Source organism: Kluyvera sp. Awk 3 (assembly GCF_028069715.1).
In the GTDB taxonomy this organism is placed as follows: domain Bacteria; phylum Pseudomonadota; class Gammaproteobacteria; order Enterobacterales; family Enterobacteriaceae; genus Kluyvera; species Kluyvera georgiana_A.
Genome location: NZ_JANEWH010000026.1, coordinates 29,788 through 43,851, shown reverse-complemented (window position 1 = coordinate 43,851; position 14,064 = coordinate 29,788). Strand labels below are relative to the sequence as shown.

13 protein-coding genes are annotated in these 14,064 nt (G+C 55.2%); 9 read left to right on the top strand and 4 right to left on the bottom strand.

Annotated elements, in window-relative coordinates; translation table 11 throughout:
* The first annotated feature begins 140 nt into the window (after positions 1–140).
* The 4 genes from dps to glnQ all read left to right on the top strand — a co-directional run bounded on the left by dps (position 141) and on the right by glnQ (position 3,212).
* Positions 141–644 carry a DNA starvation/stationary phase protection protein Dps gene (dps, locus tag NNN71_RS08030; protein WP_163447058.1) on the top strand — a complete coding sequence of 168 codons (504 nt, stop codon included), beginning with the start codon at positions 141–143 and terminating at the stop codon, positions 642–644.
* A 363-nt stretch (positions 645–1,007) separates the two neighbouring features.
* Positions 1,008–1,754, top strand: coding sequence for a glutamine ABC transporter substrate-binding protein GlnH (gene glnH / locus NNN71_RS08025; RefSeq protein WP_065355584.1), 747 nt, complete (start codon positions 1,008–1,010; stop codon positions 1,752–1,754).
* A gap of 79 nt (positions 1,755–1,833) precedes the next feature.
* A complete protein-coding gene (glnP, locus tag NNN71_RS08020) occupies positions 1,834–2,493 on the top strand; it encodes a glutamine ABC transporter permease GlnP (RefSeq protein WP_065355583.1) in 660 nt (219 codons plus the stop codon).
* Positions 2,490–3,212: a glutamine ABC transporter ATP-binding protein GlnQ gene (gene glnQ, locus NNN71_RS08015; protein WP_223802203.1), complete on the top strand. Its 723-nt coding sequence runs from the start codon at positions 2,490–2,492 to the stop codon at positions 3,210–3,212. The genes glnP and glnQ overlap by 4 nt, the downstream gene beginning before the upstream one ends.
* A 41-nt stretch (positions 3,213–3,253) precedes the next feature.
* On the opposite strand, the gene rlmF is transcribed toward glnQ, so the two are convergent.
* Positions 3,254–4,180, bottom strand: coding sequence for a 23S rRNA (adenine(1618)-N(6))-methyltransferase RlmF (rlmF, locus tag NNN71_RS08010; RefSeq protein ID WP_271458254.1), 927 nt, complete (start codon positions 4,178–4,180; stop codon positions 3,254–3,256).
* 96 nt (positions 4,181–4,276) lie between these two features.
* Here rlmF and NNN71_RS08005 point away from each other — a divergent pair, with 96 nt between their 5' ends.
* The 5 genes from NNN71_RS08005 to ybiJ all read left to right on the top strand — a co-directional run bounded on the left by NNN71_RS08005 (position 4,277) and on the right by ybiJ (position 9,195).
* Positions 4,277–4,897: a flavin reductase family protein gene (locus NNN71_RS08005; RefSeq protein WP_271458253.1), complete on the top strand. Its 621-nt coding sequence runs from the start codon at positions 4,277–4,279 to the stop codon at positions 4,895–4,897.
* Between the two features lie 85 nt (positions 4,898–4,982).
* Positions 4,983–5,231 (top strand): DUF1471 domain-containing protein, encoded by a 249-nt coding sequence (locus tag NNN71_RS08000; protein ID WP_163447064.1) that lies wholly within the window; start codon positions 4,983–4,985, stop codon positions 5,229–5,231.
* A 236-nt stretch (positions 5,232–5,467) separates the two neighbouring features.
* Positions 5,468–7,750, top strand: coding sequence for a catecholate siderophore receptor Fiu (locus NNN71_RS07995; RefSeq protein ID WP_271458252.1), 2,283 nt, complete (start codon positions 5,468–5,470; stop codon positions 7,748–7,750).
* Between the two features lie 46 nt (positions 7,751–7,796).
* Positions 7,797–8,474 (top strand): PKHD-type hydroxylase YbiX, encoded by a 678-nt coding sequence (gene ybiX, locus NNN71_RS07990; protein WP_271458251.1) that lies wholly within the window; start codon positions 7,797–7,799, stop codon positions 8,472–8,474.
* Between the two features lie 460 nt (positions 8,475–8,934).
* Positions 8,935–9,195 carry a DUF1471 family protein YbiJ gene (ybiJ, locus tag NNN71_RS07985; RefSeq protein WP_064548464.1) on the top strand — a complete coding sequence of 87 codons (261 nt, stop codon included), beginning with the start codon at positions 8,935–8,937 and terminating at the stop codon, positions 9,193–9,195.
* 183 nt (positions 9,196–9,378) lie between these two features.
* Here ybiJ and ybiB read toward each other — a convergent pair whose 3' ends face one another.
* The 3 genes from ybiB to rhlE all read right to left on the bottom strand — a co-directional run bounded on the left by ybiB (position 9,379) and on the right by rhlE (position 14,011).
* The gene (gene ybiB, locus NNN71_RS07980) at positions 9,379–10,347 is read right to left on the bottom strand and encodes a DNA-binding protein YbiB (RefSeq protein ID WP_271458250.1); all 969 of its coding nucleotides are present in this window, start codon (positions 10,345–10,347) and stop codon (positions 9,379–9,381) included.
* A gap of 52 nt (positions 10,348–10,399) precedes the next feature.
* The gene (dinG, locus tag NNN71_RS07975) at positions 10,400–12,538 is read right to left on the bottom strand and encodes an ATP-dependent DNA helicase DinG (RefSeq protein ID WP_163447073.1); all 2,139 of its coding nucleotides are present in this window, start codon (positions 12,536–12,538) and stop codon (positions 10,400–10,402) included.
* A gap of 96 nt (positions 12,539–12,634) precedes the next feature.
* Positions 12,635–14,011 (bottom strand): ATP-dependent RNA helicase RhlE, encoded by a 1,377-nt coding sequence (gene rhlE / locus NNN71_RS07970; RefSeq protein ID WP_163447075.1) that lies wholly within the window; start codon positions 14,009–14,011, stop codon positions 12,635–12,637.
* Positions 14,012–14,064: the final 53 nt, after the last annotated feature.

Sequence of the window (14,064 nt, the reverse complement as noted above, 5' to 3'; positions counted from 1 at the left end):
AAACCACGCTCTCTATCAAACCTATAGGCAGAATCAGAAAATACCGTCCCGCTCACGGTGCTATACTTGTTTTCGTTAATTCATGAGGACGCAGATACACATGCTTTTATAAGTGTATCGGATCAAGAGGATATATGATTATGAGTACTGCAAAACTGGTTAAAACGAAAAACGCCCAACTTCTCTATACGCGTAACGACGTTCCGGAAAGCGAAAAACAGGCCACCGTTGCGTTACTCAACCGTCAGGTTCTTCAGTTTATCGATCTGTCGCTGATTACAAAGCAGGCGCACTGGAACATGCGCGGTGCCAACTTTATCGCGGTGCATGAAATGCTTGATGGCTTCCGCACTGCGCTCACCGACCATCTGGATACCATGGCTGAACGTGCCGTACAGCTCGGCGGGATTGCGCTGGGGACCACTCAGGTCATCAACGCCCAGACGCCGCTGAAAAGCTATCCGCTGGATATCACCAGCGTGCAGGATCACCTGAAAGCGCTGGCTGAGCGTTATGCGATTGTTGCTAACGACGTACGTAAAGCGATCGGTGAAGCCAAAGATGAAGATACCGCCGATATCTTCACCGCCGCTTCCCGTGACCTGGATAAATTCCTGTGGTTCATCGAGGCAAACATCGAATAACACATAGGAAAATCTTATCTCCCTCCGGTCCCTCCACCGGAGGGATTTGCACCAGAAAAGTGCACCCAATCGGACAGAAACCCCGCCAAAGTAAATCATTTGTAATAATCACCTCACACAATCGTTAATAAAAGATTGTTTTCTCCTCTGCGTTTGCGCTAAAAAACGCCATACTTAACAACACGATTTTCGCGCACCACTTTGGTGCCCTTTTCTGGTGCAAAGCGGTCGTTATTTTTCCGCTTTTGTGCAATGAAAAACGCATTATTTGTTAAGAAACAACTGATTGTAAAGTTGGCACGTTTTTTTCATAAGCCGTTTGTTATCGCAGGGGATCGCCCCGTGGATATAAAAGGAAATGCTATGAAGTCAATGTTTAAAGTTTCACTGGCTGCACTCACCCTGGCGTTTGCGGTCTCTTCTCAGGCTGCCGAGAAACAGCTGGTTGTGGCAACGGATACCGCGTTCGTCCCGTTCGAGTTCAAGCAGGGTAATCAGTATGTCGGCTTTGACATCGACCTGTGGGCAGCAATTGCGAAAGAGCTGAAGCTGGATTACACCCTGAAGCCGATGGACTTCAGCGGCATTATCCCGGCACTGCAGACCAAAAACGTCGATCTGGCGCTGGCTGGCATTACCATTACCGACGAGCGTAAAAAAGCGGTCGACTTCTCCGACGGCTACTACAAAAGCGGCCTGCTGGTGATGGTGAAAACCAACAACAATGACATCAAGAGCGTGAAAGATCTGGATGGCAAAGTGGTGGCGGTGAAGAGCGGAACAGGCTCCGTTGATTATGCAAAAGCGAATATCAAAACCAAAGACCTGCGCCAGTTCCCGAACATCGATAATGCGTACATGGAATTGGGCACCAACCGCGCCGACGCGGTGCTGCACGATACCCCGAATATTCTCTACTTTATCAAGACTGCCGGTAACGGTCAGTTCAAAGCGGTAGGCGAATCGCTGGAAGCTCAGCAGTACGGTATTGCGTTCTCGAAAGGCAACGACGAGCTGCGCGAAAAAGTGAATGGCGCGCTGAAAACGCTGCGTGAAAACGGCACTTATAACGAAATTTACAAAAAATGGTTCGGTACTGAACCTAAATAATTATTCCAAAATCTGATGCAAACTCAGGGGCGGCCTTTCGCCCCTGCTATTTTTGAACCACGGTAACAGGATTATCATCATGCAGTTTGACTGGAGCGTCATCTGGCCTGCCATTCCTATTCTTCTGGACGGCGCCAAAATGACTCTGTGGATTTCGATCCTCGGCCTCGCGGGCGGCATCATTATCGGTCTGGTGGCTGGCTTAGCCCGTACTTACGGCGGCTGGATTGCAAACCATATCGCCCTCGTATTTATTGAAGTGATCCGCGGTACGCCTATCGTTGTACAGGTCATGTACATCTACTTCGCGCTGCCAATGGCTTTCCCGGACATTCGTATCGATACCTTCACTGCGGCAGTTGTCACCATCATGATCAACTCCGGTGCTTATATTGCAGAAATCACTCGTGGCTCAGTGTTGTCCATCCACAAAGGCTTTAGCGAAGCGGGTCTGGCACTCGGCCTGTCGCGCCGCGAAACCATTCGCCATGTGATTATGCCGCTGGCCGTTCGCCGTATGCTGCCTGCGCTGGGTAACCAGTTGATCATCAGTATCAAAGACACCTCTTTGTTTATTGTTATCGGTGCCGCTGAGCTGACCCGCAGCGGTCAGGAAATTATCGCCGGAAACTTCCGCGCGCTGGAAATCTGGACCGCCGTTGGCGTTATCTACCTGATCATCACCCAGGTACTGAATATCGTGCTCCGCATTCTTGAAAGAAGGATGAAAATCCTGTGATTGAATTTAAAAACGTCTCCAAGCACTTTGGTCAAACCCAGGTGCTGCACAACATCGACCTGAAGGTCAAACAGGGCGAAGTGGTCGTGATAATCGGGCCTTCCGGCTCGGGAAAATCGACGCTGCTGCGCTGCATTAATAAACTCGAAGAGATAACCAGCGGCGATCTGATTGTCGATGGTCTGAAGGTAAACGACCCGAATGTTGACGAACGCCTGATCCGTCAGGAAGCCGGTATGGTGTTCCAGCAGTTCTATCTGTTCCCACACCTGACGGCGCTGGAAAACGTGATGTTCGGGCCGCTCCGCGTCCGCGGTCTGAAAAAAGAGGCGGCGGAAAAGCTGGCCAAAGATCTGCTGGCCAAAGTGGGCCTGGCGGAACGCGCGCACCACTACCCTTCCGAGCTTTCCGGCGGCCAGCAGCAGCGCGTGGCGATTGCCCGAGCGCTGGCGGTGAAGCCGAAAATGATGCTGTTCGATGAACCAACCTCGGCGCTGGACCCGGAATTGCGCCACGAAGTGCTGAAAGTGATGCAGGATCTGGCGGAAGAAGGGATGACGATGGTGATTGTCACCCACGAAATCGGCTTTGCTGAGAAAGTCGCGTCTCGCCTGATCTTTATTGATAAAGGCCGGATTGCCGAAGATGGCAATCCGCAGGAGCTGGTGAAGAACCCACCAAGCCAGCGTCTGCAAGAGTTCCTGCAGCACGTCTCCTGATAAGCACGCCGTTTATCCCTCGGGGTAAACGGCGTTTTCTCTTAGCGTTTGCGCGCCAGGAAACGACGACGCTGCTCATCATCCATAAACGACCAGGCGATAAAGCGGCTCTGCTTCTGCCCCTGAGCCATCTCTTTTTTCACCACTTTAACGGCCCCCACCTCGGTTAACGCGCGATACAGCGGCGGCAGGTTTTCCCCTTTCGACACCAGCGACGTAAACCACATTACCTGACGGGCAAAGCCTTTGCTCTCGGCGATCATCTGTTTGATAAAGGCCACTTCCCCGCCTTCACACCACAGTTCCTGCTGCTGGCCGCCAAAGTTCAGCGCATCATCACGATCCTGTCCCAGATTACGGCGTTTGCGCTCACTGCCAGCGCGAGCCGCGGTGGCAGAATCATGGAACGGCGGGTTGCACAGCGTGGCATCGTATTGTTCGTTTTTATGGATCACGCCGTTAAACATCGCCGACGTGTCTTTCTGGCGGCGCAGACGGATCATCCGGTTCAACGAGGGGTTAGCGCTGAGAATGGCCTGTGCGCTGGCAAACGCCTGCGGGTGCGTTTCGCTGCCGGTAAAGCGCCAGCCATATTCATGCGCACCAATCAGCGGATAAATACAGTTTGCGCCAACTCCGATATCCAGAATATTTGCCCCCTTCACCACGTTGCCGTTTTCATCGCTTAACAGGTCGCTCAGATGATGGATATAGTCCGCACGGCCTGGAACGGGTGGGCAGAGGAAGCCTTCCGGAATATCCCACTCTTTTACCGCATAAAAATGCGCCAGCAAGGCTTTGTTCAGGGTCTTCACCGCCAGCGGATCGGCAAAATTAATGGTTTGCTCGCCAACCGGGTTGAGGGTAATAAAATCGCTCAGCGCGGGGCAGGCCTGACGCAGCGCGTCCAGGTCGTAGCGGCTGTGATGACGGTTACGCGGGTGCAACCCCGGTTTTTGGGTACTCATGACTTTCTCCTGTCGTAATGCGGCGTAAGATACCCGTTGACGACGATGCGGTAAATAAGGGAGTCTGAATAACTGCTTATTGATAACAGGTGTGCTATGTATTTTTATCAACCTTCCCAGGGCCATGGGCTACCACACGACCCGCTTAACGCCATCGTAGGGCCGCGACCGATTGGCTGGATTTCATCTGTCGATGCCGAAGGGCGACATAACCTGGCCCCCTACAGCTTCTTTAACTGCTTTAACTATCACCCGCCGATCATCGGTTTTGCCAGCAGCGGCTGGAAAGATAGCGTGCAGAATATCTTCGAGACCAAAGAATTTGTCTGGAACCTGACGACCCGCAGCCTGGCGGTGGCGATGAATGAAACCTCTGCCACCCTGCCCCACGGTGATGATGAGTTTACCCGTGCCGGGCTCACCGCTGCCCCAGCCCAGATCGTCAGCGCGCCGCGCGTCGCGGAAAGCCCGGTGAACTTTGAATGTCGGCTGTCGCAATGTATTCAGCTCACCGGCGCCGACGGCACCCCGGTGGATACCTGGCTGGTGCTTGGCGAGGTGGTTGGCATTCATATTGATGAGTCGCTGCTGGAAAACGGCATCTACCAGACCGCGCGAGCCCAGCCGGTGCTGCGCGCAGGCGGGCCTTCTGCCTACTACACCATTGACGAGAGTCATCGTTTTGATTTAATTCGCCCGGACGCCCGCCGCTCCTGATGAAAAACAGCCACCCCGGTGGCAGTTTTTTTCCATCAACGACCTACAATTAAGGTATTCCCTGTTGCCATCAGGAGGGGATACCATGAACACCTTTCATCGCTTTTCTCTCGCTCTGCTACTCGCTACAACAACCGCCTGCGCCCAGCCCACACCGCCTCCTGGCGTGCCGTTTCGCCCGGTCGGTACAGTGACGGTCAGCGGTGCCAGCAACCTTGACGATCTTCAGCAGCAGCTTGCCAGCAAAGCGCACAAAGCCGGCGCGATAGCCTTTGTGGTCGACGTTGCCGGTGGGAAAAACAAGCTTTTTGGTTCGGCAACGCTGTATGAGTGAGCGGTAATCTCCCTCAGAAACGTAATCTTTATGTATAAAAAATGAAGAAACTGTAAACCAGTGTATTTATTTTTAAGCCAATGAGTGATAAAAAATACGCCGATTTGATAATGATTATCACAATCATTATCAACATCATTTAATAAAAAAGAAATCACCTGCAGTGGCAAAAGGGACGAAACACGCCCGATTGTCATTTTTAAATGGCTTTTAAAAATTATAAGACGCTCATTGATATGGAAAAAAATCGCACCATCCCGTTCAGCAGCTTTAGTTCTCTCACCTTCTTTACCGGTCTTTGTCTCGGCCTGACACCTGCCGCCCAGGCCGATGAGGGCAAAGAAAAAAGCACCGGCGATACGCTGGTTGTGGAAGCGCAGGCTCCTTCACTGTATGCCCCAACCCAGTCGGCCGACCCCAAATTTAGTCGCCCGATTGCCGATACCACGCGTACCGTGACCGTCATTTCCGAGCAGGTCCTCAAAGATCAGGGGGCCACCAACCTGACCGACGCACTGAAAAACGTGCCGGGCGTTGGCGCCTTCTTTGCCGGGGAAAACGGGAGCTCATCGACGGGCGACACCATCTATATGCGTGGTGCCGATACCTCGAACAGCATCTATATCGATGGCATCCGCGATATTGGCAGCGTAACCCGCGATACGTTCAATACCGAGCAGGTCGAGGTGATCAAGGGGCCGTCGGGATCCGACTATGGCCGCAGCGCGCCAACGGGATCGATCAACATGATCAGCAAGCAGCCGCGCCTGGATTCGGGCATTGATGCCTCCGCCAGTGTAGGTAGCGCATGGTATCGACGCGGTACGCTGGATCTCAACGAAGCGATCGGTGAAACCAGCGCGGTGCGTTTAAACCTGATGGGTGAAAAAACGCATGATGCCGGGCGTGATAACGTGAAAAACGAGCGCTACGGCATTGCCCCCTCCATCGCGTTTGGCCTGGGTACCGAGAATCGTCTGTACCTCAACTATCTGCACGTCACCCAGAATAATACTCCGGATGGCGGCGTACCTACCGTGGGGCTGCCGGGCTACTCCGCGCCCAACGCAGCAACTTCGGCGTTGAACAGCTCCGGAAAAGTCGATACCCACAATTTCTACGGTACCCAGTCCGACTACGACGACTCCACCACCGATACGGTGACGATGCGCTTCGAGCATGATTTTAACGACACCACCACTGTCCGCAACACCACCCGCTGGTCGCAGATCAAGCAAGATTACATGATGACGGCGATAATGGGCGGCGCGAGCAATATTGGCCGACCGGACCCGAGTAACGTGAATACCTGGACCTGGACACGCAACATCAATACCAAAGATGTCAGCAACAAGATCCTCACTAACCAGACCAACCTGACCTCGAAGTTCTACACCGGCGCCGTTGGCCACGATATCAGCACCGGCGTGGAATTTACCCACGAGCAGCAAACCAACTACGGCGTGTATCCGTTTACCGCGCCGGCGGTAAATCTGTATCACCCGGATAGCAACGTTTCGTTAGGCAGCCTGCAACGCAGCGGAGCGAATGCAAACGGCCAGACCGATACCTTCGGGATTTACGCCTTCGATACGCTACAAATTACCCGTGATTTCGAACTCAACGGCGGTATTCGCCTGGATAGCTATCATACTGAGTACGACAGCGCATCGCTGTGCGGCGGCACCGGGCGCGGCGCCATCGCCTGCCCGGCAGGCGTCGTCAAAAATACCCCGGTCACCACCGTGGATGCCGCCAAGTCGGGCAACCTGGTGAACTGGAAGGCCGGCGCGCTATACCACTTGACGCAGAACGGCAACGTTTACGTCAACTATGCCATCTCCCAGCAGCCTCCTGGCGGCAGCAACTTTGCGCTGGCGGCGGGCGGCTCCGGCAGCAGCGCCAACCGTACCGACTTCAAACCGCAGAAGGCGAAAACCAGCGAAGCGGGGACCAAATGGGAAGTGCTGGATAAGCGTCTGCTGCTGTCCGCCGCCGTTTTCCGCACCGACATTGAAAACGATGTCGAAGCGAACGATGACGGCACTTACTCCCAGTACGGTACCAAACGTGTAGAGGGCTACGAGCTGTCTATTGCGGGCAACATTACCCCGGAATGGCAGGTTATTGGCGGCTTTACCCAACAGCGCGCGACGGTGCGTAACGGTGCCGACGTGGCGCAGGATCAAAGCGATTCTCTGCCCTACACGCCTGAACATGCCTTTACATTGTGGAGCCAATACCAGGCGACCGACGCCCTGTCCATTGGCGCGGGAGCACGCTATATCGGCAGTATGCATCGCGGCAAAGATGGCGCAGTGGGTACACCAGACTCCACCGACAGCTACTGGGTCGCCGACGCCAAACTGGGCTACCGCGTCAATCGCAATCTGGACCTGCAACTGAACGTTTATAACCTGTTCGATACCGATTATGTTGCCTCTATTAACAAGAGCGGCTATCGCTATCATCCGGGTGAACCGCGCACCTTCGTGTTAACGGCAAACGTTCACTTCTAAGTGATTGTGTGGGGCGAAAGCCCCACTTTTTTCAGGAGACACTGCCATGATGTATCGAATTCCCGGGGTGCTGAGCGCGGACGAGGTACGCGATCTGGTCGCGGAACTCAACCAGGCGCAATGGATCGACGGCCGAGCCACCGTCGGGGCGCAAGGTGCCCAGGTGAAGAACAATCAACAGGTTGATACACGCAGCGAACGCTACATGGCGCTACAGGCCCGCGTGCTGGAAGCGGTGAATCGTCACTCTCTGTTTTTTGCCGCCGCGCTGCCAAAAACCCTTTCCAGCCCGCTTTTCAACCGTTATCAGCAGCAGGAGACCTATGGCTTTCATGTGGATGGCGCTGTACGCCAGCATCCCCATAGCGGCTGGATGCGTACCGACCTGTCGGCCACCTTGTTTCTGTCTGACCCGGAAAGTTACGACGGCGGCGAACTGACCATTAACGACACCTACGGACAGCACACGGTCAAACTCCCGGCGGGCGACCTGGTGCTCTACCCTTCCAGTAGCCTGCATTGCGTCACGCCGGTGACGCGCGGCGTTCGGGTGGCGTCATTTATGTGGATTCAGTCGATGGTCCGCGATGATAAACGTCGCGCGATGCTGTTTGAACTCGACCGGAATATCCAGTCGCTCAACAGTCGGCACGGTGAGTCGGAGGAGGCGCTTTCGCTGCTCAATCTCTACCACAACCTGCTGCGCGAATGGTCTGAGATCTGAAACTCGCCAATATTTCTCAAAATATATGAAGAAGATGGGCGCTTAAAAACTGACGAAACGGCAGCGCCTGCCGCTTCGCCAGCGCCCCACAAAAAGACAATATAAAAACTTACAGCGAAAACAATAATCAGGATATAATCTTAATCAACCGCTAAATACACAGGTTTTATTACAAATCCATACCGCAGCATACAGAGCAATCGATTATCTTTACGAGTACGCTTTTTGGCAAAAAAAGTAGCAAATCGTGCCTTCGTTGCTCTGTCTTTCGGTTGATTCACGCCAAACGTATTCATACCGTGAATATTTTATTAATAATCAATAAATTAATAATCATTCAATTTTTTTGATTATGGTCATCAATTCTCTTCGATTTATTCCACCAAATAAAAACGTGATACTTATCACATCGACGAAGACATCGTCCCCCGAACGGAACAACCTGCGAGAGATTAATATTATGAAAAACGTTAAATATGCTGTTGCTGCTATCGCCCTGTCTGCCCTGTCTTTTGGTGCTTTCGCTGCCCAACCAGTAACTCAGGCACAGGCTCAGAAAATGAATGAAATGGGTACCGTGTCCGTTGACGGCGCGACCACTCTGGATGGTATGGAAGCTCAGCTGGCGCAGAAAGCTGCCGCAGCGGGCGCTACCGGTTATGCCATCACCTCTGCTAACACCAACAACAAAGTTAGCGGTACTGCGGTTATCTACAAATAATCGCCACCCTCTGTTATACCCCGTGAGCTGACCTCTCGCGGGTGCTCCAACCCTCATTGAACTTGTTGATACCCTTTTTTGCCCGGCTGCCACGCCGGGCTTTTTTTTGTCCGGGATTCAGCAAAGAAAAACCCGGGGTCGCTTACGCTTTCCCGGGCTACGAGAGTATTGGCTGGATGCGGGTTAATACGCCTGCGCGACGCAGGCCAAACCGGCTTCGAGAGAGCTCACTTCACCGGTCGCCAGCAGGCAGCAGGCCATCTGAATCTTCAGCGATTGCGGTACTGGCTCGACACCCGCCACGCAGCGTTCAATCCACTGCGCGGTCGTTTGCGGATCTTTTGCCGTTGGCAGCGCCACCGGCGCATCCGCCTGCTCGCTCTGACGCTCGTTCACCACCCGCGCGCCCGCGGCGTCTATCAGGGTAATCTGAGGACAGCGCAGTGGATTCGCGTACACTTCGCCTTCCGTGCCATGCATCAGTAGACTACGCCCGCCAATATCACTGAAGAACTTCGCCACTTTCCCCACGTATTCCGGATGCGAAACGCTGGACAAGCGCAGCGCCGCATCCTCAGCAAACGGCGTTGCCAGCTTGGCCAGCGTATGCGCGCTGTTGCGCACGCCAAGCTGCCAGCGCAGGTTCAACTGACGCTCCAGCGGCGGGCAGAGTGCGCCGACAGGAATATAAACGGGCTGATGGCCGTCAAGCTTCGCCTGCGCCTGGCCGGCGTGACGGGTAGGTTCAACGCCCATTAGCTCAAAAATAGTTTCGGTGATCACGCGGGTAGGATCTTCACTGACCCCATGAACCACCACAGGAAAGCCCAGCTTATGCAGCAACATCGCCAGCAGCGGCGTCAGGTTGGCCTGCTTGCGCGCGCCGTTATAACTCGGGATCACAATCGGCATCGGTTTACCCACTGGTGGGGTCAAACGCATCGTTTTCTGCTGCATCGCTTCATAGAAGCCGAGCATCTCCGCCTCACCTTCCCCCTTAATGCGCATCGACAGCAGAATGGCGCCCATTTCCAGATCCGCAACGTCACCATCAAGCATTCGGGTGTACAGGCCGCGCGCGGTATCCTGATCCAGGTCGCGCGCATGATTTTTACCACGACCGATTTCTTTGATGATTTTGCGATAATCCATTTTCTGCTCCTTTGCTCGTCGTTGTGCGCAACGCCATCCTGCCTACACCGGGCTACCTTTTTTTACGGCGTGAGGGTTTCGCTTTCTGTTTTACTTCCGGCACTTCCGGACGTTCAATCGGGAAAACCGGTAACGCATCCAGTAAACGCTTACCGTAGTTTTTGGTCAACAACCGCTTATCGTAGATGATCACTTCGCCCCAACAGCCGTGGCTACGAATTAATCGCCCTACCTGCTGAATCAGGTTAAATGACGCGCTTGGCAGGCTTTGCACCTCAAAGGGATAGCGATTGAGACTCTTAAGCCATTCACCCTCGGTGATAACCACCGGGCTGTCGATGGGCGGAAACGCGATTTTGTGGATGTGCACCTGGCTTAGCAACTCGCCTTTTAAATCCAGCCCCTCGGCAAAAGATTGTAGCCCAACCAACACGCTGCGCTCGCCGCTCTCCACGCGCTTGCGATGTAGCTCCACCAGCCGATAGCGCGGCTGATCGCCCTGCACCAGCAGCATTAGCCGCAGGTCGGTCACGTGCTCAAGGAAGCGCTGCATCGCTCGCCCGCTGGCGAACAGCACCAGCATGCCATGATGCTTCTTACTCTCAACCTGCTCGCGGAAATAGGCCGCCATTTCGGCAATATGCTGCTCTTCGTTTTCCATCAGCGGCTCGTAGCGCATCTGCGGGATCACGATTTTTCCCTGTTCGACGTGGTTAAACGGCGAGTCCAGCGCCACAAAGCGGTCGCCCGCTTTCTCTTTCAACCCGCTCATTTCCTGTAACCGCGAGAAGCTGTTCAGTGAGCGCAATGTGGCCGACGTCACCACAATATGCGGCACGCTGCGCCACAGCAGACGCTCAAGCTGGTCGCTCACGCGAATGCCGACGCAGTGGAACCAGACGTGCATCTGCCCATCGCGTACGTCGCGGGTCGCCCACTTGGTGACCGGCGCGCCCGACGCCTGCGAAAGCGACGCCAGCCGCCACAGTTTGCTCTGGGACTCAAACATGCCCAGCGCGCGATTCATCTGCAAGATAACCCGGTGCAGACGGACAATATCGTGGCTACCGGTTTTCTCGCTGAGATCGTTTAAGAACAGCTCCGCCAGCCCGCGCAGCATTTCGGTGAGTTTGGCCAGACGCTGGCATATCTCCATCACTTCATCGGGCAACTCGCCCATCGGGAAGCGGTGTTCGGCTTCCTGAGTTGCAGGGAGATACAGATTAAGAATGTTATTCAGTGAAGCAATCAGCTCGTACAGCTCTTCGCAGTGCGCAGTCAGCCGTTCCGGCAACGCCAGCGGCGGCGTGGTTTTCGGGCGGAACTGCTCCATGCATGTCGCCACCAGCTTGCTGAACAGATCGAGCTGGAGCCGATACCACGGCGCAGTAATTTCGGCGCTCATCTCCAGCGCATCGCGCGCCACGTCCGGCAGGTGATGGCCTTCATCAAGCACCAGCAGCAGATTTTTCGGTTCCGGCAGTACCGCTTCGCTCTCCATCGCCGCCATCACCAGCGCATGGTTAGCCACCACCACTTCGGCTTCCTGAATCTCGCGGCGCGCGACAAAAAACGGGCATTCGCGGTAGTAATGACAGTTACGGTTCAGACAGCTGGCTTTATCCGTACTGAGCCGCCGCCACAGGTCGTCGTCAATGGCGATATCGGTATGATCGCGCAGACCGTCCCACTTATAGCCATCGAGGTCGCCCTTCAGCTTCGCGCAACGCTTCTGTTCTTCCTGGTTGCTCGGCGTCAGCTCATCATCAAGGAACGCGAGCAGATCCTGCTGGTTCGGTTCGCTGCTGGCCAGCGCCGCAAGGTTACGCGGGCAGACATAGCGGCCACGACCAAAGGCGGCGGTAAAACGTAGATCGGGGATGATTTTGCGCAGCAGCGGCAGATCTTTACTGTAGATCTGATCCTGCAGCGCCACGTTAGCGGTGCTGACCACCAACGTCTTTTGTTCTTCGCGAGCAATCGCAATACCGGGAATCAGATAGGACAAGGTTTTCCCGACGCCGGTCGGCGCTTCAATCGCCAGATGGCGCCCCTCTTCCCCAGCCAGCGTTTTGGCGACGTCCGCAATCATCTGCCGCTGCGGCGCGCGGGGGATAAAGTCGGGGATCTGTTCCTGAAGCGCCTTGTACCAGGCGGCGATTTGCGCTTTCAGCGCGGCGGTCAAAGCCATGAGAAAACCTGAGATACTGTATAAACAGCCACTATTGTGGCATTTTCTGTACGCCGTCGCAAAAAAGAAAGCCCGGCTTTCGGCCGGGCTCGCAATTTACTGTGCTGCTGCGGGTTTACGCGGGCGACGCGGCGGACGTGGCTTATCGCCAGCCGGTTTGCCTTCCGCGCTGCGCGGCTTGGCTTTCGGTGCACCACCGTCGTTGCGACGCGGCTGCTGCTGGCTGCGCCCCGCCCCCTGGCCTTGCCCCTGGTTCTGACCGCGACCACGACCGCCGCCGTTACCGCCGCCACGCTGCTGGCGACCGTTCTGAATCGGCTCGGCCTTAATGGACGGATCCGGCTCGTAACCCGGCAGCGCAATGCGCGGAATTTCTTTCTTCAGCAGGCGCTCAATGTCACGCAGCAGTTTGTGTTCATCAACACAAACCAGCGACAGCGCTTCGCCGGTCGCCGCCGCGCGGCCAGTACGGCCAATACGGTGCACGTAATCTTCCGGCACGTTTGGCAGCTCGTAGTTCACCACGTGCGGCAGCTCTTCAATATCCAGGCCGCGCGCGGCGATATCAGTTGCCACCAGCACGCGAATATCGCCGGATTTAAAATCGGCCAGCGCACGGGTACGCGCACCCTGCGATTTGTTACCGTGGATCGCGGCGCTGCGGATACCGTCTTTATTCAGCTGCTCCGCCAGATGGTTGGCGCCGTGTTTGGTACGGGTGAACACCAGCACCTGCTGCCAGTTGCCTTCGCCAATCATCTGCGACAGCAGCTCGCGTTTACGCTTTTTATCGACCATATGAACGTGCTGGGTGACCTGCTCGGAAGCGGTGTTACGGCGCGCCACTTCAATTTCCAGCGGGTTGTGCAGCAGTTTTTCCGCCAGACCTTTAATGTCATCAGAGAAGGTCGCGGAGAACAGCAGGTTCTGACGCTTCGCCGGCAGCTTAGTCAACACGCGGCGGATATCGTGGATGAAGCCCATATCGAGCATACGGTCCGCTTCATCGAGCACCAGAATTTCTACCTGATCGAGCTTGACGGCGTTCTGGTGTTCCAGATCCAACAGACGGCCCGGTGTCGCCACCAGCACGTCAACGCCACCGCGCAGCTTCATCATCTGCGGGTTGATGCTCACGCCGCCGAACACCACCAGCGAGCGGATGTTCAGGTATTTACTGTATTCACGCACGTTTTCGCCAATCTGCGCCGCCAGCTCACGGGTTGGGGTGAGGATCAGCGCGCGCACCGGGCGACGGCCCTTCACGTGAGGCTCGCGAGAAACCAGCAGTTGCAGCAACGGCAGAGTAAAGCCTGCGGTTTTACCGGTGCCGGTTTGCGCGCTGGCCATCAGGTCACGGCCCTGCAGTACCGCAGGAATCGCCTGCTGCTGGATGGGGGTGGGTTCGCGATAGCCTTGCTCAGCAACGGCACGCAAAATATCGGGGTTCAGTCCGAGGGAATCAAAAGACATAAATACTCCACACCCACCCCGACCGCATGCGGTGTAGTTTTCGAGGGGATAAA